The sequence below is a fragment of the Ferrovibrio sp. GW821-FHT12E11 genome (assembly GCF_058806975.1).
The window spans coordinates 2,077,038-2,103,913 of sequence record NZ_JBXAQG010000001.1; the positions used below are offsets into that span (position 1 = coordinate 2,077,038).

The following is a 26,876-nucleotide window of genomic DNA, read 5'->3' on the forward strand; positions in this document are numbered from 1 at the left end:
CGCATGTCTGCCACCCTGCGTCTCTGGCGTCAGGCCCCGCTATGGCGGGTCTCGCTGTATCTGGGCGTGCTGGCCGGCACCAGCTTCCTGGTGTTTCCGCCAGCCACACCGCCGCGCGCGCCCGCGCCACGCGCCGCCGGCAAGGTGGATGTGAATCCGGCCGTCGCCTTCCAGCCCAGCACGACCAGCATCGACAGGCCGCTGAGCGATGCCGACCGGGCCGCCATCGAGAAAGCCGCCGTCGACAAGGTCCTGGCCGAACGCGCCGCGGCCGAGAAAGCCCTGCTGGACCGCGCAGCTGCGGATAAAGCGAATGCCGTGGCTGCCGCGGTGGCCGCCGAACGGATCGCGGTGGCCAAGGCCGCCCAGGCTGCTGCAGCGCCGCCACCGGCTGCCACACCGGCACCGCGCACCGGCAGCGCCGCGCCGGTGCCGCAGCCGGGCGGATCGCAGACCGGAGGGTCGCAGACTGGCGTCGGCCTGGTCCAACCCGACAAATCCCTGACACCGCAGGCACCCGTCGGCAGCACCACCGGTGGCTTCGGCACCAAGCATCGCGTCACCTATACGCTGGAAGACCGCGAGATCCCGCTGCCGCATGGCGAATTCCGTGTCGCCGGCCTCGCCCGCTACAGTTTCGGCGCCACCCAGGGCAGCGTCGCATCGCTAGTGCAGACCGATAACGGCATGCTGAAGGCGGTGGTCATGGCCATCTCAACACCGCCAACAGCCAAGATGGGCGCCGGCCTGCGCGCCTTCAGCGATTGCAATCGCACCGACATGCATCACGTGGTCCAGCAGAAGAACCAGGATTTCGGCGACCAGGATTGCTATTACGTCAACTACACATTCCCGGACAACTGGCGCAATGCGAGCGCAAGCGCCCAGTATAAATGGGTCATCACCGATCTCGATCTGCAGAAAATTCCCGTGCCCGCCACCATGGTATTGGCGAACCTGCATTTCGCGTCGCAGGATGCCATCATGCGGGCAACCTATTACTTCAATCCGGAAGCCAGGGGCATCACGACACGACGCGCCGCGATCGTCTCCGAGAGCGAGTGGAACAGCCGGTATCTGGCGCAGGACACCAAGAAGCTGGATTACATCGAGACGACCAAGAGCTGGGCAGCCGCGATGTATCCGTTCCTGCGCGGAACCTTCGAAGGCAAGACCGGCAATATACCGAGCGCCAAGCTGCTGACGACCCTGCCCTGAGCCTGCGCTATTTCGCCCAGACCTTGTGCTTCCTGTGCCAGGCCGCGAGCGAGAGCTTCGGATATAACTCATACTGCTCGTCATTGCGGCCGATCTGCGGTTTCACCCAGGCTGGCTTGTAGCGCAGCATGAGATGTACCTTCGCCTTCGGCTGCGGCAGCGCCGTATCGATGGCCGAGGCAAAGGGATGGATCAGATCGGGCCAGGTGGGATCGTAAAGCCACAGCGCCGTCGCGCATTTTTTACAGAAGTTGCGCTCGCCCGTGCTGGTCCTGCAGGTCCCGCCATCCTCGTCGGCGATCGCGGCGCGAAACACCCCGATGCTGCGTTTGCCCTTGGTGATCTGCAGGCTTGCCGAGAGGCCGCCCAGGTTGATGGCGTAGCCACCGCCGCCAGCGGTCTTGCGGCAGATCGAACAGTAACAGAGCTGATAGGGCACCGGCGTGTGGCTGTCGAGCGCGAAGCGGACGGCGCCGCAGCGGCAGGAGCCTTCGAGATGCATCGGCATGGCAGTCTCCCATGAACAGATGAAAACTAACGGTTCTGACCCGGCCTGCGATCCGCTAAACATGGCCCATGCTGGCGCATATTCATATCACCGGTCCCGCGGGCGCCGGCATCAGCACGCTGGGCGCGGCGCTCGCCCGGGCCCATGGCCTGCGCCACCTGGATACCGACGACTTTCTCTGGCTGCCGAGCGATCCGCCCTATCAGGAACTGGTGCCGGCACCGACGCGGCTGCAGATGCTGCGCATCGCCTTCGAGGATGCGGCCCGGCAGGGCTGGGTGCTGTCGGGTTCGCTGTCGGGCTGGGGCGATCCGCTGATCCCGCAATTCGACGCCGTGCTCTATGTCTATGCGCCGGCGACCGTGCGGCTGGAACGGCTGCGCCGGCGCGAGGCCGAAAAGCTGGGTGCGCGGATTCAGCCCGGCGGCGTCATGCATGCCGAGCATCTGGACTTCCTCGCCTGGGCCGCCGCCTATGACGACCCCGCCATGACCGGACGCTCGCGGCACGAACACGAAGCCTGGCTGGCGCGCCTGACCTGTCCGGTGCTGCGGCTCGATGGCGAGATGCCGACCGTAGACCAATTGCGGCAGACCGGGGTTTTTCTGGCAGGACTGTGACAAGGATTGCACCCTGACAAAACGCCGGTGGCCAAGCGGCCATCATGGCGTTATATCGGCCGCGCGCTCCAGGCCGATACAAGCTCCCAGCAGAACAGAGACTTTCCATATGACCCAAATCCTCAAGCCGCGCGCCGGCGGCGCCGGCATCCTGCGCAACGCCGTGGTGCTGGGCCTGCTCACCGCCATCGGCCCGTTTGCCATCGACATGTATCTGCCGGCGCTGCCCTCCATCGGTGCCAGCCTGAATGCCGGTGCCGATGCCGTGCTGATGAGCCTGACGGCGTTTTTCATCACCTTCGCGCTTGGCCAGCTGATCTTCGGGCCGATTTCCGACCTGCTGGGCCGGCGGCCGCCGCTGTATTTCGGCGTCATCCTGTTCATCGTCGCCAGCATCGGCTGCGCGCTGGCCGATACGGTCGAGACGTTGATCGCCTTTCGCCTGCTTCAGGGTCTGGGCGGTGCGGCCGGCATCGTCATTCCGCGCGCCGTGGTGCGCGACATGCACAGCGGCGTCGAGGAAGCGAAACTGCTCGGCCTGCTGATGCTGGTGTTCAGCGTGTCGCCGCTGCTGGCGCCGCTGTTCGGCAGCGTCATCATCGAGGCACTGGGCTGGCGCAATGTCTTCTGGTTCGTCACCGGCATCGCCGTGCTGGCGGGGCTGCTGGGCTTTTTCCTGGTGCCCGAGACGCGTTCGTCCGAACAGCGCCGGCAGAGCAATCTCGCCAGCATGCTGGCCAGCTGCCGCCAGCTGCTGACCGACCGCACCTTCATGGGCCTGACGCTGGCCACCAGCTTCGCCATTTCGGCCTTTTTCGTCTTCCTGGCCAATGCGCCCTTCGTGATGATGGGCGAATACGGCCTGTCGCCCAGCGGCTTCAGCCTGACCTTCTCGGCGAATGCCGCGGCCTTCTTCTTCGCCGCGCAGTTCTGCGGCTGGCTCGGTGCCCGCTATGGCCTGCCGCGGCTGATCATGCCCTCGATCTTCGGCTTCACCCTGGCGATGCTGGCCGTCTTCGCACTGCAGGCGGCGGGAATCCATAGCCTGGCGCTGATGATGGCGGTGCTGCTGCTCGGCTATGCCTGTCTCGGCATCCTGCTGCCCACGGCCTCGGTGCTGGCGCTGGAAGCCTATGGCGAGGCGGCCGGCATGGCCTCGTCGCTGATGGCGACCACGCAGCTGGCGATCGGCGCCGTGGTGATCGGCGTCAGCGGCAAGCTGATCGGCGGCACCGCGCTGGCGATGACCGCCGGCATTGCCGGCTGCGCCCTGGCCACGCTGGTCGTGGCCCTGCTGACCCTGCGCGGCGCGCCAGAACGGGCGCCGGCCGAGTAGCCGGCGGCCGCGGATTGGGCTAAAAATTCCCCATGAGCAAGAAGCCCACGAAGACCGCCGCCGGCCCGATCAAACTCGCCACCTGGAATATCAACTCGGTGCGCGCCCGCCTCGACCTGATGGGCGCCTTCCTGTCGCAGCATGACCCCGACATCCTGTGCCTACAGGAAACCAAGGTGCGCGACGACGAGTTTCCCCATGAGCTGTTCGTGCAGCGCGGCTATACCCATCGCCTGATCCACGGCCAGCCCGGCTATAACGGCGTGGCGATCTTCGCCAAGGCGGCAATCACGCTGAAGGAAAAACTGAACCTGGCCGGCCGCGACGACCGCCGCCATATCGCCGCCGAACTCAGCGACGGCACCATCCTGCATAACTATTACGTGCCTGCGGGCGGCGATATTCCGGACCCGGTCGCCAACGACAAGTTCGCCCACAAGCTGGCGGTGCTGGAAGGCATGACCAAATGGTCGGCCGCGCTGAAGAAAAAGGGCGGCAAGGAAATCCTGGTCGGCGACCTGAATATCGCGCCGCTGGAAACCGATGTGTGGTCGCACAAGCAGCTGCTGAAAATCGTCAGCCATACGCCCATCGAAACCGAGGGCATGCTGAAGATGCAGGCGGCGCGCGGCTGGATCGACGCGGTGCGCCATTTCGTGCCGCCGAGCGAAAAGCTGTATTCCTGGTGGAGCTACCGCTCGGCCAATTGGGAGGCCGCCGACAAAGGCCGCCGGCTGGACCATGTCTGGGTCAGCCCGCAGTTGCAGGACCGTTTGAGGGGCGCTGCAGTCGTAAAGGCGATGCGCGGCATGGAGAAGGCCTCCGACCACGCGCCGATCATCATTACCCTTGACCTCGGCAAATAAAGCGCGGTTTTCTGGAAACGGTCGCAGGGCTGTGACCGTTTCCGCAGGCGCTCCACCCTGCGGAACTCACGGCAAGCGCAGCAGTTGTGATTTGGCCTGCCGGCGCCGCATCGCGCGGGCCGAGGGGCATCACGCCGCGCCATAACCATGCCACCCATGCAGCCGGAGCGCTGTTCCGGCCGCAGCAGGATTATGGACGCTATTTTTGCGATTCCAGTTCCGGGGCCTTGCCGATGTCCAACGCCAAGACCACAGCCGCCAGCAAAAACGATTCGCGCTTCCGCACGGCGTTCCTGCGGGAAATTCCACTGCTGCAGCGGCGTGCCCGCGTCCTCAGCCGCAACCGCAGCTTGGCGGAAGACCTGACCCAGGAGGCGCTGACCAAGGCCTGGGCGCGGCGCGACAGTTTCACGCCGGGCACCAATCTGCGGGCCTGGCTGCATGTCATCCTGCGCAACGTCTATTTCAATCACCTGCGCAGCCGCAAACGCGAGGTGGCGGATTCCGAAGGCGTCTTCGCCGAGCAGGTGCCTGTGCCGCCCGCCCAGCAGAGCAAACTGGAGCTGAAGGAAGTGACCGGGCTGATGCGCAACCTGGCGCCGCGCCACCGCGAAGCGCTGATCCTGGTGGTGGGCGAGGGCAAATCCTACAAGCAGGTGGCCCGGCGCTGGCGCTGCAATATCGGCACGGTGAAAAGCCGGCTCGCCCGTGCCCGGCAGTCGATGACCGCCATGCTGGAGCGCGGCTGATTGGCTGAACCAACCCGAACGTGACTTGTGGGGCAGCCCCGGGGCTTGCTAGGCTCACCTCCATAAAAGCGGGGGACCCATGCGCATTTCACTGAAAATTCTCGGTCTGGCTCTGACGCTGGGCCTGGCGGCCTGCGCCGGCGGCCAGCAACAGGGGCCGGTTGCCCCGCCCAAGCCGGTGATGCCGCAGCCCGCCGCCACCGATCTCAATCCCGGCCTGAAGCCGCTGTATTTCATCGGCGAGCTTGAGCATGTGAACAACATGCCGCGCAACGAGGCCGAGCTGGCCCGCGGCCGGGCAGGCCCACCGATCCTGACGCTCAATATCCTGCAGGGCACCGGTGTGATGTGGGATTCGCAGCGCGCGGAGAATTACTCGATCCATATGACCGGCCTGATCCAGATGGAAGCCGGCATCTACCGTTTCGCCGCGCTGTCCAATGACGGCGTTCGGGTCACCATCGACAAGACCCGCGTGGTGGATGACCCCTATGTGCATGCCACCCAGATGAGCCCGACCACCGAAGTGCATATCAGCCATCAGGGCTGGTATCCGATCACCGTGCAGTATTTCCAGAAACGCGGCACCACCGCGCTGCGCCTGATGTGGCAGCCGCCGGGTGCCGGCGGCCTGATGGAAGTGCCGGCGGCGGCCTACGCCCACATTCCCGGCAAGTGACGACAAAAAGCCCGGCTCGCCGGGCTTTTTAATTGCGCCGGCGCTGTCGTTTTTTCGGAACAGTCCCGCTTTCCCTGTGTTGATCCATGACGGTGCCGTCACGCGCCGCTGTGTCATGCGTCAGTACAAGGAGATGCGGAATGTCGGACTTCAATCCGGAGAAGGACTACAAGGCACCCTCTGAAGCCAAGCCGAAGGCCCTGCGCGGTTTCGCCGCCATGGATGCCGAGCGCCAGCGCGCCATCGCCTCGAAGGGCGGCCAGAGCGTGCCGGATTCCAAACGCAGCTTCTCGCAGAACCGCACCCTGGCAGCCCAGGCCGGCCGCAAAGGCGGACAGGAAAGCGGCGGTAACTTCAAGAACGATCCGGCCCGCGCCGCAGCGGCCGGCCGCAAGGGCGGTTCCGAAAGCGGCGGCAATTTCGCCAATGACCGGGCGCGCGCGGCGGAAGCCGGCCGCAAGGGTGGCCTCAATTAGGGGCCGACAGACCAGTCGGGGTCGGGGATGGTGAGAAAGACCTTGCGCAGGCCTTCGCCCCACAGGCCGCGGATGCTGGCGAAATAGGGTTCCTGCTCGGTGATGCGTTTGCGTAGGGCGAATTTCAGGGCGTCCTTCGGCAGGATGGCGAGATCGAGCGGCAGACCCACCGAGATGTTGGAACGCAGCGTGGAATCCATCGAGACGAGCGCGCATTTCGCCGCCTGCACCAGCGGCGTTTCCGGCGTGATCACGCGATCGAGGATCGGCTTGCCGTATTTGATCTCGCCGATCTGCAGGAAGGGCGTATCGGCCGTGGCGCGGATGAAATTGCCGGCATAGTAGAGCATGTACAGCTCATGCGGCTTCGATCCGATCTGTCCGCCGAGCAGCATGGACAGGTTGGGCTCGACACCCTGTTCCTTGAGGCTTTCGCCATCGCGGCGGGCGACCTCGCGGATCGCGGTGCCGACCATGCCGGCAGCCTCGAACATGCTGGTGGCCTGCAGCAGGTCGCAGGGCTTGCCGTCTTCATCGGCGAAGCCTTCCTTCAGCAGGGCGACGACGGACTGGCTGAGCGACAGGTTGCCGGCCGTCATTAGCACCAGGGCGCGGTCGCCTGGCTGTTCCCAGGTGTGCATCTTGCCGAAGGTGGAGATGGAATCGACGCCGGCATTGGTGCGGCTGTCGGACAGCATCACGATGCCGTCCCGCAGCTGGAGGCCGACGCAATAAGTCATTGTTTCCTACCCATCCCCAGACGATAACCGGCCCGCATCAAAGCAAGCTGGCCCAGCCTCGGTCAAGGGAAGGGGTGGGTCAAGCTATACAGGCGGTAATACCGAATCTTACCAGAGACCGAACCAGACGCCCCAGCCATGGATCACCCCGATGGGAAAGAACAGCGCCCCGGCGATCAGGAAACCCCACTCCTGCTGCGTGAAGCAGGTGTAGAGGTGCTGCAGCCAGCCGGCAAAGCTGAGCCCGGCCACAATCACTGTGGCGATAAGGAACCGCTTGAAAAATGCGAGCATGAATGCCCTCCGATCCCAGTCCTAACGACGGGCGGGGCGATCAGTTCGGCTGCATGAAATCGCGGGCAATCGCCGCGCCCAGCTCGATATTGGTATCGATCAGGTTGGTCAGGTATTCGTGCAGGCCACGGGTGAAGATGCTGTCGATATCGTCGTAGCGCAGCTTCAGCAGCATGCTTTCGGCCAGGCGCACCGACGGGTAGTCGCGGCGGTAGCTTTCGCGCAGATACTGCAGGATCGAAACGATCTCCGAGAAGCAGGCATGCAGCGAGCGCGGGAAATCCTCACGCAGCACCAGCAGCTCGGCCACCTTCAACGGCCGGATGCTGTCGCGGTAGATCTGCCGGTAGATGCGGAAGGCCGAGACCGAGCGCAGCAGCGCACCCCACTGGTAATAATCGACCGCGCCGCCGATATCGCCGGGCGAGGGCAGCAGCACGTGATACTTCACATCGAGGATACGCGCGGTGGAATCGGCGCGCTCCAGAAGCGTGCCGAGCCGCATGAAACGATAGGCATCATCGCGCTGCATGGTGCCTTCGGCGACGCCACGGAACAGCTGGCTGCGCTCACGCACCCAGTCGAAGAACGGCGAGAAGCCGTCCGCCTCCACCTTGTTCATGCTGAGTGTGCGCATCTCCAGCCAGGCGGCGTTGATGCTTTCCCAGGCCTCGCTGGTGATCTGCGCGCGCATGGCGCGGGAATTTTCTCGGCCCGCTTTGAGGCAGGCATGGATCGAGGACGGGTTGTCCGGCGCGAAGGCCAGGAAGTCGATCACCGCGCGCCGCGTCGGCGGACCGCCATGCAGGGCGAAGGACTTGTCGCAGCCGGCGATGATGAGGGCCGCTTCCCATTCGTCGTTGCGGGTGCCGCCATGAGTCGACTGCATGCTCATGCGATGGGCTACGCCGAGAATGCGCGCCATCGCCTCGGCGCGTTCGATATAGCGGGTCATCCAGTAGAGATTATCGGCGGCGCGGCTGAGCATCGGTCAGTCCTCGCCCTCGGTGATATCGGGCGCGTCTTCCAGCACCCAGGTATCTTTGGTGCCGCCGCCCTGGCTGGAATTCACCACCAGCGAGCCTTCGCGCAGGGCCACGCGGGTCAGACCGCCGGGCACCACACGCATGGTTTCGCCTGACAGCACGAAGGGCCGCAGATCGACATGGCGCGGCGCAATGCCGCTTTCCACAAAGGTCGGACAGGTGCTGAGCGCCAGCGTTGGCTGGGCGATATAGACTTCAGGCTTGGCGATGATCTTGGCGCGAAACGCCTCGATCTCGGCGGCGCTGGATTTCGGCCCGACCAGCATGCCGTAGCCGCCGGAGCCATGCACTTCCTTGACCACCAGTTCGGCCAGATGCTCCAGCGTGTATTTCAGGTCGTCGGGCCGGCGCAGCACATAGGTCGGCACATTGGCCAGCAGCGGCTCTTCGCCGAGGTAGAAGCGCACCATATCCGGCACGTAAGGATAGATCGACTTGTCGTCGGCGACGCCGGTGCCCACCGCATTGGACAATGTCACGTTCCCGGCTTTATAGGCCGAGAAGATGCCGGGCACGCCGATCATCGAATCCTTGCGGAAGACTTTCGGATCGAGGAAGTCGTCATCCAGGCGGCGATAGATCACATCGACGCGCTTCAGGCCGCCGACGGTGCGCATGTAAACGATCTCGTCCTTCACCACGAGATCGCCGCCCTCGACCAGTTCGATGCCCATCTGCTCGGCCAGGAAGACATGCTCGAAATAAGCCGAGTTGAACACGCCCGGCGTCAGCAGGGCGACGGTGGGCTCGTCCTCGCAGTTCGGCGGCGCGCTCTCGCGCAGGGTCTGCAGCAATGCATCGGGATAATGGCCGACCGGCGCCACCCGCACGGCGGCGAACAGGTCGGGGAAGAGGCGCATCATCGCCTCGCGGTTCTCCAGCATGTAGGAGACGCCCGATGGCGTGCGACAGTTGTCTTCCAGCACATAGAACTGGTCTTCGGCCGTGCGCACCACATCGATGCCGGCGATATGGGTATAGGTCTGGCGCGCGATCTTCACGTCGCGCATGTGATTCACGTAAGCCGCGTTCTTGAGGATCAGATCTTCCGGGATGGTGCCGGCACGCAGGATTTCGCGCTTGTGATAGATGTCATCCAGAAACGCGTTGAGGGCGCGCACGCGCTGCTTCAGGCCGCGGCGCAGACGGCGCCATTCCTTGGCGGCGATGATGCGCGGCACGATATCGAAGGGGATCAGGCGTTCGGTGTCGCCGCCCTCGCCATAGACCGCGAAGGTGATGCCGAGGCGGCGGAACAGCAGATCGGCTTCCTGGCGGCGCCGCGCCAGCATGTCGCCGGGGGCTGCATCGAGCCAGCGCTTGTAATCCTGGTAGGGCGCACGGACACCGGCGGATTGCCCCTGCGACTGGCCGGACGAGGATTGCGCCTGCGTCTGGCCTCCGGGGCCGGTATCCATCTCGTCGAAAGCGGTCAAGGGATCAGATCTCCGCGACGAGAACGAACGGAAAGAACTTCCGTTCGATTAAATCGGAAAACGGGCGGAGAGAAAAGCGGCTTGCGCGGTCGGGACCCAGAAAGCGGCGACTGATGACCACGCGGCCGCAACCCCACCAACAACAGAGAAGAAGCAACCCGGGCCGGCGGGTGGGAAGGCCGGCCCGGGTCTCTTCGCGTTGCCTGTTACTGCACCGTCTCGCCGTGCAGGTTCAGGTCGAGACCATCGCGCTCGGTGGCCTCGTCGACGCGCAGACCGATGGTCCAGTCGATGATCTTCAGGATGATCAGGGTCACAACCGCCGTGAAGACGATGGTGATCAGAACACCGTAGATCTGGGTCAGGACCTGACCGCCGTTGCCGTCGAGCAGGCCGAGCGGGGCATCCTTGCCGGCGATCGCCGCCTTGGCGAACACACCGGTCAGGACCGCACCGACGATGCCGCCGATGCCATGGACGCCGAAGGCATCCAGGCTGTCGTCATAGCCGAGCGCGTTCTTCACCGTGGTGGCGGCGATGAAGCAGATGATACCGGCGACGATGCCGATGATCAGGGCGCCCATCGGATCGACAAAGCCCGAAGCCGGGGTGATGGCGACCAGACCGGCGACCGCACCGGAGACAATGCCGAGCACGCTCGGCTTGCCGCGGGCGAGCCATTCCGAGAACATCCAGGCCAGCGCGGCAGCAGCCGTGGCGATCTGGGTCACGGCCATGGCCATGCCGGCATTGACGTTGGCGCCAGCGGCCGAGCCGGCGTTGAAGCCGAACCAGCCGACCCAGAGCAGACCGGCGCCGATGATCGACAGCGTCAGGTTATGCGGCGCATGGCTGACCTTGCCGTAACCCTGGCGCTTGCCAAGGACCAGCGCGGCGACCAGACCGGCCACACCAGCGTTGATATGCACCACGGTGCCGCCGGCGAAGTCGAGCACGCCCATTTCGCCCATCAGACCGCCGCCCCAGACCATGTGGGCAACCGGCGCATAGACGAAGATCAGCCACAGGCCGATGAACCACAGCATCGCCGAGAACTTCATGCGATCGGCAAAGGCGCCGGTGATCAGGGCCGGGGTGATGATGGCGAAGGTCAGCTGGAAGGTCATGAAGACCGTTTCCGGGATGGTCTTGGCCAGCGCGTTCACGCTGTCGATGGCGATGCCCGACAGGAACAGGTTGGAGAAGCCGCCGATGATGGCGTTGCCTTCCGAGAAGGCCAGGCTGTAGCCGACGATCATCCACAGGATGGTGACCAGGCAGGTGATGGCGAAGCTCTGCATCATGATGCTGAGCACATTCTGCTTGCGCACCATGCCGCCGTAGAAGAGGGCAAGGCCCGGGATGGTCATCATCAGGACCAGCGCGGTCGAGGTGAGCATCCAGGCGGTGTCGCCGGTATCCAGCTTCGGCGCTTCAGCCGCGGCATCCTGGGCGAAGCTGGCGCCGGGAAGCAGGGCGAAGAGCATGGCCAGAACCAGGCCGAAAAGCATGTAAACGGACCAGCTGAGCTGCCGCTGGTCGGCTGCCGAAACAGTCGGCATCGAGACGGTGGGGAGTTGCATGACGGTTTAATCCTCCTGTCAGTGAAGGCCGCGCCAGTTTCCAGTCCGGTTCCGGGAGAGACCCCGATGCCCGGCAGACCTTATCCGGTTCCCCCCAATGAGAATCCCGGCGGCCCACACCCCTGGCGCATACCTCAGGCAGAAGGATTACAAGAAGCGTGCCAGTGGGTTGCACTGCGGCAAACAGGGTGGAAAGCCGGATTCCGTCACGGAAGTCCGGGCATTCTACAGCCTGGGCGCGTCTGGCGTGATGAAAAAATAAGCCATTGCCGCTTTTTTGGTGTTTTTTTAAGCGCTAAAACAGCCTGATTATGCGGCGATCCGGGGAGCCGTCAGCCCCGCCGGGGCGGAAAACCGGCCCGAGCTGAAGACCGGGCCGGCCTCGATCAGGCCTTGTCGGTAGGATCGAAGCTGAGTGCCACGCCGTTGATGCAGTAGCGCAGGCCGGTCGGCTGCGGCCCGTCCTCGAACACATGGCCCAGATGGCCCTGGCAGCTGGCGCAATGCACCTCGATGCGCCGCATGCCATGGCTGGTGTCGACGCTGGCCTTCACATTCTCGGCCACCGGAGCGTAGAAGCTGGGCCAGCCGCTGCCGCTGTCATATTTGGTTTCGGACTTGAACACCTCGGTGCCGCAGCCGGCGCAGAAGTATTTGCCCGCCCGCTTTTCGCGATTGAGCGGGCTGGTGCCGGCACGCTCGGTGCCGTGATTGCGCAGCACATGCTCGGCTTCGGGTGAGAGCGGCTTGGTGGGGGCGGTCTTGGTGTCGGTCATGGCATTCTCCGTAGCCCAAGATTTAGCGCACTGTGCCGAGGCTTCAACCGTCATGCCATTGCCAATCTTGTGAAGTAAGCTGGGCCAATCTTGTGAAGTAGGCTGGCTGCATCATGGAGGCGCAATGCTGATCGTTCTCGGCGGCCTGCCGGGCAGCGGCAAGACCACGCTGGCCCGGGCGCTGGCGCAGCATCTGCGCGCCGTGCATCTGCGTATCGACAGTATCGAGCAGGCGCTGCGCGCGGCCGGCCATGGTGAGATCGGCGCAGCGGGTTATGGCATCGCCCAGCGTCTGGCCGCCGACAACCTGCGACTCGGCCTGATCGTGATCGCGGACTGCGTCAATCCGGTAGAAGCCAGCCGCACCGGCTGGCGCGCAACCGCCACCGAGGCCGCGGCGCGGATCGTTGAAATCGAACTCATCTGTTCCGATGCCGCCGAGTATCGCCGCCGCATCGAAAGCCGCGCCGCCGATATTCCCGGCCATGTCCTGCCGGACTGGCAGCGGGTCATGACGCTGGATTACGAACCGTGGCGCAATGCCATCGTGATCGACACGGCGGGCAAATCGACGGCGGAGATTGTGGCTAGCGTGCTGACGCGGCTTTAACGCCGGCTCAACTTCTTCGCCAGGTCGTCGAGCTGTTCGAGCGTCTGGTAATGCAGCACCAGCCGGCCGGCTTCCGCGTTGCCCGGTTCGCCCTCGATCTCGACCCGCAATCCTAAAGCAGATGTCAGGCCACGCTCGAAGGCCAGCGTGTCGGCATCCTTCTTCGCGGCAGCCTCTGCGGGCGGCTTCTTCGCAGCCGGCGGACGGCCGCCCTTCTTGGCGGCGGCCGGCGTGCCGACCTCGCGGCCGACGGCCACCAGCTTTTCCACCTGGCGCACGGTGAGTTGGCCCTCGACGATGCGCTGGGCCAGCTCGGCGGCCAGCGCATGGCCGATCAGCGGCCGGGCCTGGCCGGCCGAGAGCCGGCCATCGATGATCATCTGCACGACCGATTTCGGCAGCTGGCGCAGGCGCACGATATTGGCGACATGGCTGCGGCTCTTGCCGATCACCTGGGCGATCTGGTCCTGGCTGTAGCCGAACTCGTCGGCCAGCTGCAGGAAGGCGCCCGCCTCTTCCATGGCGTTCAGGTCTTCGCGCTGCAGGTTTTCGATCAGGCCGATCTCGACCGCGTCGCGGTCGGAGATGTCCTTGATCACCACCGGCACGGCATGCAGCTTGGCGATCTGCGAGGCGCGCCAGCGGCGCTCGCCGGCGATGATCTCGTAGCCCTGCCCGTCCTTGGCGCGGCGCACCAGCAGCGGCTGCAGGATGCCCTTGGCCTTGATCGACTGCGCCAGTTCCTCCAGCGCCTCCTTGGGGAAGGACTTGCGCGGCTGATACGGATTGGGCTTGAGCTGTTCGATCGGCACTTCTCTGACGCCGCCGGCCGCGCTGCGCGCAGCCGCGGCTTCGGAGCCCGGCGCTGGTTCGCCCATCAGGGCGGCAAGACCGCGGCCGAGGCCGCGTCGTTTCGGATCGTCGATCATCGTTACGCTTTCACTCTTCTAATCACTCCGCCGCGTCGCGCAAAGCCTGCTCGCGTTTGATCACCTCGCGGGCCAGCGCCATATAAGCGGTGCTGCCCGGTGCGCGGTGATCGTAGATCAGCGCCGGCACGCCATGACTGGGCGCTTCCGAGATGCGCACATTGCGCGGGATGACGGTGTCGTAGACCTTGTCGCCGAGGAAGCCGCGCACATCGGCCGCCACTTGGTCCGAGAGGTTGTTGCGCTTGTCGAACATGGTCAGCACCACGCCCTGCACATCGAGAGTCGGATTGAGCGTGTTGCGCACGCGCTCGACCGTGCGCAGCAGCTGGCTCAGGCCTTCCAGCGCGAAGAACTCGCATTGCAGCGGCACCAGCACCGCATCGGCGCCGACCATCGCATTGACGGTCAGCAGGGTCAGCGAGGGCGGGCAGTCGATCAGCACATGATCGAAGCCAGCGAGCCGGCCCTCGATGGCATGTTTGAGACGATGGGTGCGATGTTCGAGATCCATCATCTCCAGTTCGGCGCCGGCCAGCTCCACATTCGCCGGCACGATGGAGAGATTGGGGACTTTCGTGGGCCGGATGGTCTCTTCCAGCTGGGCCGCGCCCATCAGCAATTCGTAGGTGCCGAAGTCGCGCTCGTCATGGGTGAGACCCAGACCGGTGGAGGCGTTGCCCTGCGGATCAGAGTCGATCAGCAGCACGCGTTCGCCCACGGCGGCCAGAGCGGTCGCCAGGTTGATCGCCGTTGTGGTCTTGCCCACCCCGCCCTTCTGGTTGGCGATGGCCAGCACGCGGGCCTGACGGCCAACGGCGGCAGAGGACTGTGCCTCGTCCCCGCCCAGTTCGGCGTTCAGCGTATCGTCGTCGCCCCAGCCCGGGGTTTCCGACTCATGTTCCTGTTTCGTACTGGTCACGCCGGGTCCGGGGTTGTAAAGCGGATGATCCGCGCCTCAGCCTCGGTGCGGCTGGGCAGCAGATCGGAAGCGCCGAGTGTCCAATATCGCCGGGCCTCGGTCAATTCATCCCCGGCCTGCCGGCCCTTCAGGAACAGGAAGGTGGTGTCGGCGCCGGCCAGCGGACGGGCCAAGTCAATCAGGTCCTTCAGCGGCGCCAGGGCGCGGGCCGAGATCACCTCTGGTGCGCCGCCCATGGCGGCGTGCAGGACTGCGGGATCGACCGCTTCGATGCGTTTCACGTGAACGGTGGCGGCCACGCCCATGGCATGGGCGGTCTCGCGCAGGAAAGCCGATTTGCGCTGGTCGCTTTCCACCAGATGCACGGATGCCACGCCGAAGGCGGCGATCACCAGGCCGGGAAAGCCGCCGCCCGAACCGATATCGAGCCAGCGCGTGGCGCCGGCCGGGGCAAGGTCGAAAAGCTGGGCGGAATCGAGGAAATGCCGCTGCCACAGGTCAGGCAGCGTCTTTGGCGCCACCAGGTTGATGGCTTTCTGCCACTTCTCCAGCCGCTCGGCATAGATGCGCAGGCGCGCCAGCACGGCGTCGCTGCATCCTGTCTGCGTCTGAAAGTCCTCCGGGCTCATGGATGGCGTTATGGCCCATCCCAATCCGCTACTCAATCGTCACACTCGGGCTCGTCCCGAGGGTCCATCCCAATCATCCGCGCATCGGAATACCCAGATGGACCCTCGGAATAAATCCGAGGGTGACGGTCTATGGTGTGGCCGGTCTCCCGTGAAACCCGTCTACTCCCACGGATCGTAGGTGCCAAACGACCAGATATGGCCTTCGGGATCGCGGCAGGTATAGCCGCGCCCACCGTAACTCTCGTCCTTGATGTCGATCAGGATCACGGCGCCGGCCGCCGTGGCGCGGGCATGATGCAGGTCGGCATCGGGGACGACCACGTAGATCGTGGTGGTTTCCCGTCCCCCGATCTCATCGGGCTGCACCATGTGTTTGGAAAACGGCGTATCGATCACCGAGCTGAGCATGATCATCTCGTCGCCATAGCAGAGCTGGGCATGGCCGACCCGACCCTGATCGTCGGTATGAACGGAATGCTTTTCAAAGCCGAAGGCGGTTTCCAGCCAATCGATCATCGCCGGGGCGTCGCGATAACGCAGAACCGGCACGATCTGGCCGGTATGTTCGGCGGGGCGACCGCTCACAGGGAGTCCCGACATGCAGCTTCCTCCTGATTTCCAAGTCTAGCGGGGTTTGAAAATCAACGCATGAAAAAGGGGGATGTTTCACGTGAAACATCCCCCTTTTTAGCTAAGCCATTGAAATACTGTTATTCGGCTGCTTCCGTCGCGCCCCGGCGGGCCTTTTTCACATGTCCCAGCAGCGTCGACAGCGCCGCCGGCGTGACGCCGGAAATCCGCGCCGCCTGGCCCAGCGTGCCCGGACGATGCTGTTTGAGCTTGGCGCGCACCTCGTTGGAGAGCCCGCCGACGGCGTCGTAATCCAGGCTGTCGGGCAGGATCAGGCTTTCATCCTTGCGGAAGGCGACGATATCGGCCTCCTGGCGCTCCATGTAGCCGGCATAGCGCCCGTCGATCTCGATCTGCTCGACGATCTCCGGCTCCAGACCGGCCAGCGCGGGCCAGATCGCGGTCAGCCGTTCGACGGTCATGTCCGGATAGCCCAGTAGCGTGGCGGCCGAGCGCGGCTGGCCATCCTGGTTGATGCTCAGGCCCCGCTTGGCCAGTTCCGGCGGCGTCATTTTCAGGCTCTGGACCAGTTCGCGCGCCGAAAAAAGTCGGTTTTCCTTGGTTTTCCAAACCGTTTCACGGGCAACACCGACACAGCCCAGCGCAATCCCAAGCGGCGTCAGACGCTGATCCGCATTGTCGGCACGCAGGCTCAGGCGGTATTCGGCGCGGCTGGTGAACATGCGATAGGGCTCGGCGGTACCCAGATTCACCAGGTCGTCGATCATCACGCCGATATAGGCATCGGCCCGGTTTAACGTGAAACCGCCCCCGTCGCCTTTTGGGCCCCCGCCAGCAGAAATGGCGGCATTCAGGCCGGCCATGAGGCCCTGGGCGGCGGCTTCCTCGTATCCGGTGGTGCCGTTGATCTGGCCGGCCAGATAAAGGCCCTTCTGGCGCTTGGTCTCCAGCGTCGGCTTCAGCTCGCGCGGATCGACGTAATCGTATTCGATGGCGTAGCCGGGCCGCAGCATGACGGCGTTTTCCAGCCCCTGGATGCTTTTCAGCAGGCCCAGTTGCACGTCTTTCGGCAGCGAGGTGGAAATACCGTTCGGATAGACGGTGTCGTCATCCAGGCCTTCCGGCTCCAGGAAGATCTGGTGGCGGTCGCGCTGGCCGAAACGCACCACCTTGTCCTCGATGGATGGGCAGTAGCGCGGACCGGTGCCTTCGATCTGCCCGGAATACATCGGCGCGCGATGCAGGTTGGCGCGGATGAGATCGTGGCCGGCCTGCGATGTGTAGGTGACGCCGCATTCGATCTGCGGCGTGGTGATTTCACGCGTCATGAAGCTGAAGGGCACCGGCGGATCGTCGCCCTTCTGCATCTCCAGCGCTGACCAGTCGATGGTCTTGCCATCAAGGCGCGGCGGCGTGCCGGTCTTCAGGCGACCGAGCGAAAACCCGCATGTTTCAAGGGTTTTCGAGAGGCCGAGCGATGGCGCCTCGCCGACACGGCCGGCCGGAATCTTCTCTTCGCCGATATGAATGAGACCGCGCAAAAACGTGCCGGTGGTGAGCACGACCTTTGGCGCCGCGATGAAGGTGCCATCGCCGCAGATCACGCCGCGCACTTCACCGGCTTCGATGCGGATGTCTTCGGCCGCGGCCGCGCGGATGGTGAGATTGGGCTGCGCGAACAGCAGCGCCTGCATGGCCTGGCGATAGAGATTGCGGTCGGCCTGCGTCCGCGGGCCGCGCACGGCCGGACCCTTCGAACGGTTGAGCATGCGGAACTGGATGCCGGCAGCATCGGCGACACGGCCCATCACGCCATCCAGCGCATCGATCTCGCGCACCAGATGGCCCTTCGCAAGCCCACCGATCGCTGGATTGCAGGACATCTCGCCGATGGTCTCCAGCTTGTGGGTCAGCAGCAGCGTGCGCGCGCCCAGCCGCGCCGAAGCGCTGGCGGCTTCGCAGCCGGCATGGCCGCCGCCGATCACGATGACATCGTACCTGTCCTGCATGGGCGCGGGTTTTACGCACAGGCAGAGGGGCCGTCAAAGGGAATCGATGTTTCACGGGAAACCCAACCATGGCTCCGCCTATGAGGCAGCCCGTTTCACGTGAAACCCCCCGCCAAAGTCATATGTTTATGATTTGTTCGATAGATATTGGGGCAGACAGCCTATCCCGACGCCTTAAAGAACGAAGATGGACAAAACCGTCGCGACTGCGGCGAGCTGTGCCATGTTGATGACCACGCTGAGGCGATGCAGGGCCTTGAACTGCCCGGCGGCTTTTTCATCGCCTGCGTCTTTCGCGGCCCGCAGGGCATCGAGCCGCGGGATGACCAGCTGCCGCGTCAGCACGGCGCCGGCCGCCACCAGCGCCATGATGGCGGCAGGGATCGGGCGTCCGGAGACCGCCAGCGTCAGCGCGGCCACACCGCCGCAGACCATGATGATCAGGTAATAGAGCGGAAACAGCGCGCGCACGAAGGCCGCGGCAACGGCGGCTTCAAGCTTGATGAAAATCATCGGCGTCAGCGCAAAGGAGAAGAAGGCCATCGTCCCGAGCAGGAGCGCGGTGGCGTAGAGCGCGATTGCGTGCAGCAGCATGGCCCGGTCCGTCCTTCTGGCATCACATTGCGTTTCAGTCTGTTGCAGTCTTGCAGGATGACAATCGTGGTGGCAATTCCGCCGTTGACGGGATTCGCGGCCTTGGCCATAGAAGGCGCATGACTCAGGATCAGACTGCTTCCCTTCTCTCCATCGTCCGCTTTCCCGTCAAAGGCCTGACGCCGCAAAAGCTCGATGCGGCCCAGCTCACGCCCGACCAGCCGATTGCCGGCGACCGGCGTTTCGCGCTGGCCCATGGCAGCTCGGCCTTCGACGCCGCCGCGCCCGCCTTTCAGAAGAAAGCGCATTTCCTCACCTGGATCCGCAACCCGCCGCTGGCAGCACTCGACTGCAGCTTCGATCCGACCGGCAGCAAGATCAGCATCGCCAAGGATGGCAAGGTGCTGGTCCGCGATGCCGACCTCACCTCGCCGCTGAGCCGCCAGGATGTCGAGCGCGTGGTGCTGGCGCATATCGGCAACGACGCCACACGCGGCAGCGTGCGCGTCGCCGAAGCGCCGGGCGCCTGGTTCGCCGATGTGCCCGATCCCTATATCTCGATCCAGAATACCGCCACCCTGCTCGAACTCGGCCGCAAGCTCGGTCAGCCCGGCGGCAGCACTGGGCCGCTCGACTATCGCCGCCTGCGCGGCAACCTGCTGGTCGACGGTTTCCCGGCCTGGGCCGAGATGAAGTGGGTGGGATCGAAAATCCAGATCGGCGAGACGGTGCTGGCGGTCGAGGCCGTCATCGGCCGCTGCGCCGCCACCCATGTGAACCCTGACACCGGCGTGTCCGATACCGATCTGGTCGGCCTGCTGAACCGCGATTACGGTCATAACAAATGCGGCGTCTATGCCCGCGTGGTCGAGGGCGGCACCATCCGCCCGGGCGACCGCGTCGGCCGGATCTTCTAAAGGCGGCAGGAGCGCGGCGATGCAGTTCATGGTGATCGAGCGGTTCCGCAACCAGGATGCCAGAGCCGTCTATCGCCGCTTCCGCGACCAGGGCCGCCTGATGCCGGATGGCGTCAGCTTCGTGTCGAGCTGGGTCAGCGCCGATCTCGACCGCTGTTTCCAGATCATGGAGACCGATGACATCACGCTCTTGCAGCGCTGGTGCGCCGCCTGGTCCGACCTCGTCGAGTTCGAGATCGTGCCGGTGACGCCGGGCAAGGATACGGCGGCGGCGCTCGCGGACCAGCTTTGATGGGTCAGCGCGGTTTCCTCACGCGCGCCGGCGTGACGCTCTCCTATGTCGACTTTGGTGGACCGGCTGCGCAGACGCTGGTCTGCCTGCATGGCCGCAGCGGCTGCGCCCGCAATTTCGCAACCGTCGCCCAAAGCCTGCGCCCCGACTGGCGCGTGGTGGCGCAGGACCTGCGCGGCCATGGCTGGAGCGACCATGCGGATGACCGCAGCCGCGCCGCCTTCATCGACGACGCCATCGCGCTGATCGAAACCCTCGCCTGCGGGCCGGTCATGCTGCTCGGCCATTCCTTTGGCGGCGTCACCGCCTATCAGATGGCCGCACAGCGCCCCGACCTGGTGCGCGGGCTGATCGTCGAGGATATCGGCTGCCGCTTCGGCCCGCCGGTGGATGGCGAATCCTGGCCGCTGCGCTGGGAGACGCTCGACCAGTTCCTCGCCTTCATGCAGACCACGCCGATCGGCATCGACCGCTTCCTGCTCGACAGCCTGGTCGAATACGAGGACGGCTGGGGCTTCCGCTTTTCCGATGCCTGGTTCGTGGCAGCCCGCGCGGCGCTCACCGGCGACTGGAGCGCTGACTTCGCCGCCGTGCGCTGTCCCGTGCTGCTGATGCATGGCACCAAGAGCTGGGCGGTGACGCGCGAAGAGATCGAGCGCATGGCCGCACTCAATCCGCGCTGCAAGATCGCGCTGTTCGAGGGCGCCGGCCATGTGCCGCATGACGAACGCGCCGCTGAATTTACGCAGATTTTACGCGGCTTTCTGACGCGTCATGCGACGTAATGCCGCTTGATTGCGACGCGTGACAGGCGCAGGCTCCGCGCAGGTTTCGCAATGAGGCTGTCGCCATGATCACCCGCCGCCAGATGCTGTTCGCCTCCGCCGGTCTCGCCGCTGCCGGCGCCGGCGCCACGGTCCTCGCGCCCCAGGCCGCGCTCGCCTGCGAGGCGGTCCATGCCGCCGCCGCCACGAAATACAGTCGGCTGTCGCGCGGCGTCGCACTGGCCGGTGAAAACGTGCTGAGCAGCCTGCGCGACATGGCCTGCCCCTGCTGCGGCGAGCCGCTGGTGCTGTTCGGCGGCAAAATCGCCCTTTAAGAGCCGCCCGCCGGCCGCAGCGGCCATGCTGCGGCTGCGAGAACGCCGAATCCGTCGAATCGCCTCCGGGTTGCCCGACTGACGCCACATTCCGGGTATGGGTTGGGGTCAACTAGAGACCCCAAATGGGGCGACAGCTTGGGATTGACCCGGAGTGCTCGCCATGAACAACCTCGCCACCCTGCTCCTGCTCGGAGCCTTGGGAACCACCGCCGTCCCCGTCCATGCCATCGAGCCGGTGGCGCAGCCGCCCGGCGGCAGCAGCGGGCCCGTCTATACGCAGAGCCAGAACATCACCAGCCCGGCGCCGGCAACGCGCAGCCAGAGCAATGTCACGGCCGATCCGGCCGCGCAGGTGGAACCGCCGGGCGGCCCACCGGCCGGCGCACTGTCGCTCTCGCAGATCATTGCCCAGATCGAGAGCCGGCCCGACTGCGCCTATATCAAGGATATCGACTGGGAGGATGGCCGCTACGAGGTGGTCTATCGCACCCGCGACGGCCGCGACCGCGACCTCAAGATTGATCCGCGCACCGGCCGTCCACTGGAAGGCAGCCTGCCGGTGCCGCAATGGCCCAAGGGCTGAACGCCCTGCTCTAGGCCAGCGCGGTTCCTGAGGGTTCGCCCGTACCGCGCGGCCACTCGCTGCGCAGCAATGCGAACAGGTCGCTGTCGCGCCAGCGCCCGCGCACCAGGAAATTCTGCTGCAGCCGGCCTTCCTGGCGGAAGCCTAGTTTACGCAGCACCGCATGGCTGCGATCATTCTCCACATCGGCCAGCGCCGTGATGCGGTGCAGGCCCAGTTCGGCAAAGCCGAAGCGCAAAGCCGCCTGCATAGCTTCCGAGGCATAGCCCTTGCCGCGCATGCTGCCGTCAAACGAAAAGCCGATATTGCCCTGACGGTGTTCACCGGCGGCGATGCTCAGGCGCACCATGCCGATGGCGCGGGCCATCTGCTTCTCTTCCACCGCGAACAGCCAGTCGCGCCCCGACGGCGCAGCCGCCTCTTCCACCCGCGCAGCGACAAAGCGCGTCACCAGCTCGGGCGTCAGCGCCGGGCCAGGCAGGAATTTCCAGAACTCTTCCTTCACGGCGAAGACCTGGAAGGCGGCCTCATCCTCCGGCCGGAAGGCGCGCAGGATCAGGCGCTGGGTTTTGAGGGTTGGGTATGCGTCGGACATTCAGATGGTTTGACCGTGAAAGGGTTAACTCGGATTAGTTTAAATCCGGCAGATTTCCACTTTACGAAAAGCATACGGACGGGGAAATTGATTGTCTATCAAGGCTTCTTATGGATGCTCCGCAGTGCCTTCAGCAATTTTCGAGAAATACAGGTCCGCTCTACGATCAAAGCCAATATCCGCCGTCTGGCGTGGACACGGCTCGGCGATTTTTCTGGAATTGGGCCAACTATCCTCCTGCGTCAAACGTGATGGCTCAGCCCCCAATTCGCAGGGCGAATTTACAGTCATGATTGAATGGAGCTGGCGCGTCGAAAGTAAGGACTCCGTGCTTTGCGGAAGCTGGAGTGATGAAGATGCCTGGCAGTCCATTCTCGGCTCATTAGTAGGCCGCAAGGTCGACGATATTGCCCTTTATGGACGACTTCCTGAATTGCAGCTCACCTTGTCGGGGGACCGCTACGTTACGTCCTTCATGACTTCCGATGGGCAGCCAGCCTGGGCGATATTCCTTCGGGAAAATCCACCCTGCTCTCTTTCTGTCGAAGATGGAGAGATCCGCGAGCAAGCTATCGTTGAATCTGCCAGCTCGTAGCCACTCCCCTACTTCCCGATACAAAAGTCGCGGAAGATCACGTCAAGCAGATCCTCCACATCGATCCGCCCGGTGATGCGGCCGAGCGCACGCGCCGCCAGCCGCACATCTTCCGCCGCCAGTTCGGCGCTGGAATTGTTGCGCGCATTGCCGATCAGGAAACGGTCCAGTGCGGCCAGGCAATCCATCAGCGCCTCGCGGTGACGGGCGCGGGTGAGCGTCGCGTTGCCGGTGAGGCCGATCCGCGCGGTGACTTCACTTTCCAGGATCGCGAGCAGGGCTTCCATGCCCAGATTGCCGCGCACCGAAACCGGCAGCACCGGCCGGCCATTGATTGTCCAACCCGCAGCGACACTGGCCGCATCGGCCTTGTTGGCAATCACGATGGCATCTGAATCGATCAGCGCCGCGGTCTCCTTCGGCACGGACGTGTCGGTGGCGTCCAGCACCACGAGTTTGAGATCGGCAGCCTCGGCGCGTTTCAGGGCGCGGGTGACGCCCTCGCTTTCAATCGCATCGGCGGTTTCGCGCAGGCCGGCGGTATCGGCCAGCACCACGGGATAGCCGCCCAGATCCAGATGCACCTCGATCACGTCGCGCGTGGTGCCGGGAATATCCGAGACGATGGCGGCCTCGCGTTTGGCCAGTGCATTCAGCAGCGACGACTTGCCCACATTGGGCGCGCCCAGGATCGCCACCATCAGGCCATCGCGCAGGCGCTCGCCGCGCTGGCGGTCATCCAGATGGGCAGCGATCTCGGCGCGCAGGCGCGCCAGCTGCGGCTTCACTTCCGCCGCCACGCCTTCGGGCAGGTCTTCGTCGGGGAAATCGATATCGGCTTCCAGATGCGCCAGCGCGCGCACCAGCTGGTTGCGCCAGCCCTCGTACAGATCGCCGAGCGCGCCCTGCATCTGCCGCAACGCCTGCCGGCGCTGGGCTTCGGTTTCGGCATTGATCAGGTCGCCGAGCCCTTCGGCGGATGTCAGGTCGAGCTTGCCATGCTCAAACGCCCGGCGGCTGAATTCGCCCGGTTCGGCCAGGCGCAGGCCGGGCAGCGCCGCCAGCGCGGCAAAGATGGCACCGAGCACGGCGCGGCCGCCATGCACCTGCAGCTCGGCCACATCCTCGCCGGTGAAGCTGTGCGGACGCGGGAACCACAGCACCATGCCTTCATCCAGCAAAGACCCATCGCTCGCCTTCAACTTGCGCAAGCTTGCCATGCGCGGGCGCGGCAGGTCGCCGCCGGTGAAGGCGAGCAGCGCATCGCCGGCCTGCGGGCCGCTGAGCCTGATCACCGCCACGCCGGCGCGGCCCGGCGCGGAGGAGAGCGCGTAGATGGTGTCGGGGCTCACCCGTTCTCCATCACTTCTTCGCGGAATGATCCGGGCCGTCTTCGGGTTTGAGCAGCAGCCGCTGCACCCGGCCGCCCTGTTTCACATGCACGTCCAGGATCTCGTCGATATCGGCAAAGGTCTCGGCGCGGTACCAGACCCCGTCGGGATAGATCACCAGCGTCGGGCCGAGTTCGCAGCGCTCCAGGCAACCGGCATTGTTGACGCGCACGCCCTGTCCCAGGCCGAGCCCCATCTCCTTGGCGCGGGTCTTCATGTAGTTGCGCAGCTTCTCGGCACCCTTGCGGGCGCAGGACCCGCGCGGATGGTTTTCCGGCCGCTCGTTGGTGCAGACGAAGATATGGGCCTGGTAGAAATCGGCCGGATCGCCGGGCAGACGGGTCATGGCGGCGACCTACTTCTTCTTGTCCGCGCTGGTGCCGCCCCCGCCCAGCGGGTTCTGGAACTGGCTGAAAAAGAATTTCTGCATCTGCTCGAAATTCTGCACCCCCATCGGGCCCCAGGTCTTGAGCAGCACCTCGGGATCCATGGATTTCAGGGAATTCAGCATGCGCTCCTGCATCTGGGCCATAACGGCCTCCTGGATGGGCTGCACATCGGGCAGGCCGAGAAAGGCGCGGGCCTCTTCCGGCGTGCAATCAACATTGACAGTGACCTTCATCGCTGCACCATACTGCTGGATGGAAATGCCTAAATTGAGAAGCAGGACAAATACCTAGCATGGCCACCGACCCGTTGTCAGGGATCAAGAGCGATATGGCGCGCAACAATCTGGACAAGGCCGCCTCGCCCTATCTGCAGCAGCATCGCGACAACCCCGTGCACTGGCAGATCTGGGGCCCCGAGGCGCTGGCCGCCGCCCAGGCCGCCGACAAGCCGATCCTGCTCAGCATCGGCTATGCCGCCTGCCACTGGTGCCATGTCATGGCCCATGAAAGCTTTGAAAACCCCGAGATCGCCGGGGTGATGAACACGCTGTTCGTCAACATCAAGGTCGACCGCGAGGAACGGCCCGATATCGACACGCTCTACATGAATGCCCTGCAGGTGCTGGGCGAACAGGGCGGCTGGCCGCTGACCATGTTCCTTACGCCCAAGGGCGAGCCCTTCTGGGGCGGCACATATTTTCCGCCCGAGCCGCGCTTCGGTCGTCCCGGCTTCGTCGAGGTGCTGAACAAGATCTCCGAGGCCTATCACGAAAAACGCGACGCCATCGCCCAGAATACCAAGATGCTGGTCGGCGCGCTGCGCAACATGGCCAAGCCGCAGAGCCGCGACCGCCTGCCCTTGAGCAACGAGGTGCTCGACCAGGTGGTGGGACAGGTGCTCGGCCATGTCGACCCCGAACAGGGCGGCATCGGCTCAGCGCCGAAATTCCCGCAGACCGGCCTGTTCGATCTGTTGTGGCGCGGCTACCTGCGCACCGGCATCGCCGATTATTCCGTTGCCGTGGTCAACACCATCACCCGCATGGCCCAGGGCGGCATCTACGATCATCTCGGCGGCGGCTTCGCGCGCTACTCCACCGATGCTGAATGGCTGGCGCCGCATTTCGAGAAGATGCTCTACGACAATGCGCAGCTTCTGTCCCACATGGCCATGGTGGAAGCCGAGACCAACGATCCGATGCTGCGCCAGCGCATCGAGGAAACCGTCGGCTGGCTCTTACGGGAAATGATTGCAGACGGCGGCGCCTTCGCGGCGACACAGGATGCGGATTCGGAAGGCGAGGAAGGCAAGTTCTACGTCTGGCATATGGGCGAGATCGAGACGGTGCTCGGCCCCTATGCCGGCGAGTTCTGTGCCGCCTATGACGTGACCGAGGACGGCAACTGGGAACACAAGACCATCCTGCGCCGCTCGCTGGAGCCCGACCTGAAGGACGAGGCAAGCGAGAAAAAACTGAAGACCGCCCGTGAAAAGCTCTTTGCCGCGCGCGAGACGCGCATCAAGCCGGGCTGGGACGACAAGGTGCTGGCCGACTGGAACGGCCTGATGATCGCAAGCCTGGCCACGCTGTCACGCCAGTATGCCAAGCCCGAATGGCTGGCGGCCGCCGAACGCGCTTACGGCTTCATCGCCTCCACCATGGCCTTCGGCGAGCATCGTCTTGGCCACAGCTGGCGCACCGATATTCTGGTCGCGCCGGGCCTGCTGGACGATTACGCCAACATGATGAGCGCGGCGCTCAGCCTGTTCGAGGCGACCGGCAATCCGGATTACCTGGCGCAGGCCAGGCGCTGGGCCGAAGTGGTCGAGAGCGACTATAGCGACAGCGTCAACGGCGGCTATTTTCTCACCTCGAAGGATGCCGAGGATCTGATCGCACGCACGCGCCATGCGGCCGATAATGCCACGCCGGCCGGCAACGGCACGCTGCTCGGCGTATTTGCGCGGCTGTGGTACCTGACCGGTGAACTGGTCTGGCGCGAGCGGGCGCAGCTGCTGATGGATGCCTTCTCGCCCGATGTGGGCCGCAACTTCTTCCCGATGGGCAGCTTCCTCAACAATGCCGACTTCTTCGGCAATGCCGTGCAGGTGGCGATCATCGGCAAACGCGGCGATGCGGCGACGGAAGCGCTGGTCGATGCGGCCTATCGCGTCTCGGTGCCCAACCGCGTGGTGATGGTGACGGCGCCCGATGCGACACTGCCCGAAACCCATCCGGCCACCGGCAAGACGCAGATCGATGGCAAGCCGACGGCCTATGTCTGTCTCGGCCCGACCTGCGGCCTGCCGGTCACGACGCCGGCGGAACTGGCCGCCTCGCTGAAGGCGACCAGGGCAGTGTAAGCCTCATATCGTCGCTCCCGCCGCACTGGATCC

Annotated in this window: 32 protein-coding genes; 15 read left to right on the forward strand and 17 right to left on the reverse strand. The window is 64.7% G+C overall.

Annotation, left to right across the window (positions count from 1 at the left end; all coding sequences use genetic code 11):
• Positions 1 to 3: 3 nt before the first annotated feature.
• Positions 4 to 1,218 carry a hypothetical protein gene (locus AC1ROT_RS10295; RefSeq protein ID WP_492998847.1) on the forward strand — a complete coding sequence of 405 codons (1,215 nt, stop codon included), beginning with the start codon at positions 4 to 6 and terminating at the stop codon, positions 1,216 to 1,218.
• Positions 1,219 to 1,225: 7 nt separating this feature from the next.
• Here the strand turns inward: AC1ROT_RS10295 and AC1ROT_RS10300 are convergent, their stop codons facing one another.
• A complete protein-coding gene (locus AC1ROT_RS10300) occupies positions 1,226 to 1,726 on the reverse strand; it encodes a GFA family protein (protein WP_492998849.1) in 501 nt (166 codons plus the stop codon).
• Positions 1,727 to 1,794: 68 nt separating this feature from the next.
• On the opposite strand from AC1ROT_RS10300, the gene AC1ROT_RS10305 reads away from it, so the two are divergent.
• The 6 genes from AC1ROT_RS10305 to AC1ROT_RS10330 all read left to right on the forward strand — a co-directional run bounded on the left by AC1ROT_RS10305 (position 1,795) and on the right by AC1ROT_RS10330 (position 6,452).
• Positions 1,795 to 2,346, forward strand: coding sequence for an AAA family ATPase (locus tag AC1ROT_RS10305; RefSeq protein WP_492998851.1), 552 nt, complete (start codon positions 1,795 to 1,797; stop codon positions 2,344 to 2,346).
• Between the two features lie 109 nt (positions 2,347 to 2,455).
• On the forward strand, positions 2,456 to 3,682 hold the full coding sequence (locus AC1ROT_RS10310; protein WP_492998852.1) for a multidrug effflux MFS transporter: 1,227 nt from the start codon (positions 2,456 to 2,458) through the stop codon (positions 3,680 to 3,682).
• A 32-nt stretch (positions 3,683 to 3,714) separates the two neighbouring features.
• Positions 3,715 to 4,548, forward strand: coding sequence for an exodeoxyribonuclease III (xth, locus tag AC1ROT_RS10315; RefSeq protein WP_492998853.1), 834 nt, complete (start codon positions 3,715 to 3,717; stop codon positions 4,546 to 4,548).
• A 233-nt stretch (positions 4,549 to 4,781) separates the two neighbouring features.
• Positions 4,782 to 5,297, forward strand: a complete 516-nt coding sequence (locus tag AC1ROT_RS10320) for a sigma-70 family RNA polymerase sigma factor (RefSeq protein ID WP_492972299.1) — start codon at positions 4,782 to 4,784, stop codon at positions 5,295 to 5,297.
• Between the two features lie 79 nt (positions 5,298 to 5,376).
• The gene (locus AC1ROT_RS10325; RefSeq protein ID WP_492998855.1) at positions 5,377 to 5,976 is read left to right on the forward strand and encodes a PA14 domain-containing protein; all 600 of its coding nucleotides are present in this window, start codon (positions 5,377 to 5,379) and stop codon (positions 5,974 to 5,976) included.
• Positions 5,977 to 6,116: 140 nt separating this feature from the next.
• Complete coding sequence (locus AC1ROT_RS10330) at positions 6,117 to 6,452, forward strand: con-10 family general stress protein (protein WP_492972297.1); 336 nt, start codon at positions 6,117 to 6,119, stop codon at positions 6,450 to 6,452.
• On the opposite strand, the gene AC1ROT_RS10335 is transcribed toward AC1ROT_RS10330, so the two are convergent.
• From AC1ROT_RS10335 to msrB, 6 genes are all read right to left on the reverse strand, one after another.
• Positions 6,449 to 7,192: a proteasome-type protease gene (locus tag AC1ROT_RS10335; RefSeq protein ID WP_492972295.1), complete on the reverse strand. Its 744-nt coding sequence runs from the start codon at positions 7,190 to 7,192 to the stop codon at positions 6,449 to 6,451. The genes AC1ROT_RS10330 and AC1ROT_RS10335 overlap by 4 nt on opposite strands.
• Before the next feature lie 108 nt (positions 7,193 to 7,300).
• On the reverse strand, positions 7,301 to 7,486 hold the full coding sequence (locus AC1ROT_RS10340; RefSeq protein ID WP_492972294.1) for a hypothetical protein: 186 nt from the start codon (positions 7,484 to 7,486) through the stop codon (positions 7,301 to 7,303).
• Positions 7,487 to 7,526: 40 nt separating this feature from the next.
• A complete protein-coding gene (locus tag AC1ROT_RS10345; protein WP_492972293.1) occupies positions 7,527 to 8,474 on the reverse strand; it encodes an alpha-E domain-containing protein in 948 nt (315 codons plus the stop codon).
• A gap of 3 nt (positions 8,475 to 8,477) precedes the next feature.
• Positions 8,478 to 9,968, reverse strand: coding sequence for a circularly permuted type 2 ATP-grasp protein (locus AC1ROT_RS10350; RefSeq protein ID WP_492972292.1), 1,491 nt, complete (start codon positions 9,966 to 9,968; stop codon positions 8,478 to 8,480).
• Positions 9,969 to 10,174: 206 nt separating this feature from the next.
• Positions 10,175 to 11,479 (reverse strand): ammonium transporter, encoded by a 1,305-nt coding sequence (locus tag AC1ROT_RS10355; protein WP_493001149.1) that lies wholly within the window; start codon positions 11,477 to 11,479, stop codon positions 10,175 to 10,177.
• 458 nt (positions 11,480 to 11,937) lie between these two features.
• Positions 11,938 to 12,327, reverse strand: a complete 390-nt coding sequence (gene msrB / locus AC1ROT_RS10360) for a peptide-methionine (R)-S-oxide reductase MsrB (RefSeq protein WP_492998857.1) — start codon at positions 12,325 to 12,327, stop codon at positions 11,938 to 11,940.
• A 124-nt stretch (positions 12,328 to 12,451) separates the two neighbouring features.
• On the opposite strand from msrB, the gene AC1ROT_RS10365 reads away from it, so the two are divergent.
• A complete protein-coding gene (locus AC1ROT_RS10365) occupies positions 12,452 to 12,937 on the forward strand; it encodes a P-loop nucleotide/nucleoside kinase family protein (RefSeq protein WP_492998859.1) in 486 nt (161 codons plus the stop codon).
• Here the strand turns inward: AC1ROT_RS10365 and AC1ROT_RS10370 are convergent.
• The 6 genes from AC1ROT_RS10370 to AC1ROT_RS10395 all read right to left on the reverse strand — a co-directional run bounded on the left by AC1ROT_RS10370 (position 12,934) and on the right by AC1ROT_RS10395 (position 18,614).
• Positions 12,934 to 13,866 carry a ParB/RepB/Spo0J family partition protein gene (locus AC1ROT_RS10370; protein ID WP_492998861.1) on the reverse strand — a complete coding sequence of 311 codons (933 nt, stop codon included), beginning with the start codon at positions 13,864 to 13,866 and terminating at the stop codon, positions 12,934 to 12,936. The genes AC1ROT_RS10365 and AC1ROT_RS10370 overlap by 4 nt on opposite strands.
• A 22-nt stretch (positions 13,867 to 13,888) precedes the next feature.
• A complete protein-coding gene (locus tag AC1ROT_RS10375; protein WP_492972825.1) occupies positions 13,889 to 14,716 on the reverse strand; it encodes a ParA family protein in 828 nt (275 codons plus the stop codon).
• Positions 14,717 to 14,784: 68 nt separating this feature from the next.
• A complete protein-coding gene (rsmG, locus tag AC1ROT_RS10380) occupies positions 14,785 to 15,372 on the reverse strand; it encodes a 16S rRNA (guanine(527)-N(7))-methyltransferase RsmG (RefSeq protein WP_492998863.1) in 588 nt (195 codons plus the stop codon).
• A 207-nt stretch (positions 15,373 to 15,579) separates the two neighbouring features.
• The gene (locus tag AC1ROT_RS10385) at positions 15,580 to 16,020 is read right to left on the reverse strand and encodes a VOC family protein (protein ID WP_492998865.1); all 441 of its coding nucleotides are present in this window, start codon (positions 16,018 to 16,020) and stop codon (positions 15,580 to 15,582) included.
• Positions 16,021 to 16,130: 110 nt separating this feature from the next.
• Positions 16,131 to 18,020, reverse strand: coding sequence for a tRNA uridine-5-carboxymethylaminomethyl(34) synthesis enzyme MnmG (mnmG, locus tag AC1ROT_RS10390; protein ID WP_492998867.1), 1,890 nt, complete (start codon positions 18,018 to 18,020; stop codon positions 16,131 to 16,133).
• Positions 18,021 to 18,194: 174 nt separating this feature from the next.
• Entirely contained in the window at positions 18,195 to 18,614 is a 420-nt protein-coding gene (locus AC1ROT_RS10395) for a DUF4149 domain-containing protein (RefSeq protein ID WP_492998868.1), read from the reverse strand.
• 119 nt (positions 18,615 to 18,733) lie between these two features.
• Here AC1ROT_RS10395 and AC1ROT_RS10400 point away from each other — a divergent pair, with 119 nt between their 5' ends.
• From AC1ROT_RS10400 to AC1ROT_RS10420, 5 genes are all read left to right on the forward strand, one after another.
• Complete coding sequence (locus AC1ROT_RS10400; RefSeq protein ID WP_492998870.1) at positions 18,734 to 19,531, forward strand: MOSC domain-containing protein; 798 nt, start codon at positions 18,734 to 18,736, stop codon at positions 19,529 to 19,531.
• 19 nt (positions 19,532 to 19,550) lie between these two features.
• Positions 19,551 to 19,823, forward strand: coding sequence for a DUF3303 domain-containing protein (locus tag AC1ROT_RS10405; RefSeq protein WP_492972283.1), 273 nt, complete (start codon positions 19,551 to 19,553; stop codon positions 19,821 to 19,823).
• Entirely contained in the window at positions 19,823 to 20,608 is a 786-nt protein-coding gene (locus AC1ROT_RS10410) for an alpha/beta fold hydrolase (protein ID WP_492998872.1), read from the forward strand. Before AC1ROT_RS10405 ends, AC1ROT_RS10410 begins: the two co-directional genes overlap by 1 nt.
• Positions 20,609 to 20,673: 65 nt before the next feature.
• The gene (locus tag AC1ROT_RS10415; protein ID WP_492972281.1) at positions 20,674 to 20,922 is read left to right on the forward strand and encodes a hypothetical protein; all 249 of its coding nucleotides are present in this window, start codon (positions 20,674 to 20,676) and stop codon (positions 20,920 to 20,922) included.
• 163 nt (positions 20,923 to 21,085) lie between these two features.
• On the forward strand, positions 21,086 to 21,508 hold the full coding sequence (locus AC1ROT_RS10420; protein ID WP_492998874.1) for a PepSY domain-containing protein: 423 nt from the start codon (positions 21,086 to 21,088) through the stop codon (positions 21,506 to 21,508).
• 10 nt (positions 21,509 to 21,518) lie between these two features.
• Here the strand turns inward: AC1ROT_RS10420 and AC1ROT_RS10425 are convergent, their stop codons facing one another.
• Positions 21,519 to 22,103: a GNAT family N-acetyltransferase gene (locus AC1ROT_RS10425; RefSeq protein ID WP_492998876.1), complete on the reverse strand. Its 585-nt coding sequence runs from the start codon at positions 22,101 to 22,103 to the stop codon at positions 21,519 to 21,521.
• Between the two features lie 91 nt (positions 22,104 to 22,194).
• Here AC1ROT_RS10425 and AC1ROT_RS10430 point away from each other — a divergent pair, with 91 nt between their 5' ends.
• Positions 22,195 to 22,698: a hypothetical protein gene (locus AC1ROT_RS10430; RefSeq protein ID WP_492998878.1), complete on the forward strand. Its 504-nt coding sequence runs from the start codon at positions 22,195 to 22,197 to the stop codon at positions 22,696 to 22,698.
• Positions 22,699 to 22,706: 8 nt separating this feature from the next.
• Here the strand turns inward: AC1ROT_RS10430 and mnmE are convergent, their stop codons facing one another.
• The 3 genes from mnmE to AC1ROT_RS10445 are packed head-to-tail and all read right to left on the reverse strand — an operon-like array spanning position 22,707 to position 24,711.
• Entirely contained in the window at positions 22,707 to 24,050 is a 1,344-nt protein-coding gene (gene mnmE / locus AC1ROT_RS10435) for a tRNA uridine-5-carboxymethylaminomethyl(34) synthesis GTPase MnmE (RefSeq protein WP_492998879.1), read from the reverse strand.
• A 10-nt stretch (positions 24,051 to 24,060) separates the two neighbouring features.
• Positions 24,061 to 24,435: a (2Fe-2S) ferredoxin domain-containing protein gene (locus tag AC1ROT_RS10440; protein WP_492998881.1), complete on the reverse strand. Its 375-nt coding sequence runs from the start codon at positions 24,433 to 24,435 to the stop codon at positions 24,061 to 24,063.
• A gap of 9 nt (positions 24,436 to 24,444) precedes the next feature.
• Positions 24,445 to 24,711: a DUF6489 family protein gene (locus tag AC1ROT_RS10445; RefSeq protein WP_492972274.1), complete on the reverse strand. Its 267-nt coding sequence runs from the start codon at positions 24,709 to 24,711 to the stop codon at positions 24,445 to 24,447.
• Between the two features lie 59 nt (positions 24,712 to 24,770).
• Between AC1ROT_RS10445 and AC1ROT_RS10450 the strand changes: the two genes are divergently transcribed.
• Positions 24,771 to 26,843, forward strand: coding sequence for a thioredoxin domain-containing protein (locus AC1ROT_RS10450; protein WP_492998883.1), 2,073 nt, complete (start codon positions 24,771 to 24,773; stop codon positions 26,841 to 26,843).
• Positions 26,844 to 26,876: the final 33 nt, after the last annotated feature.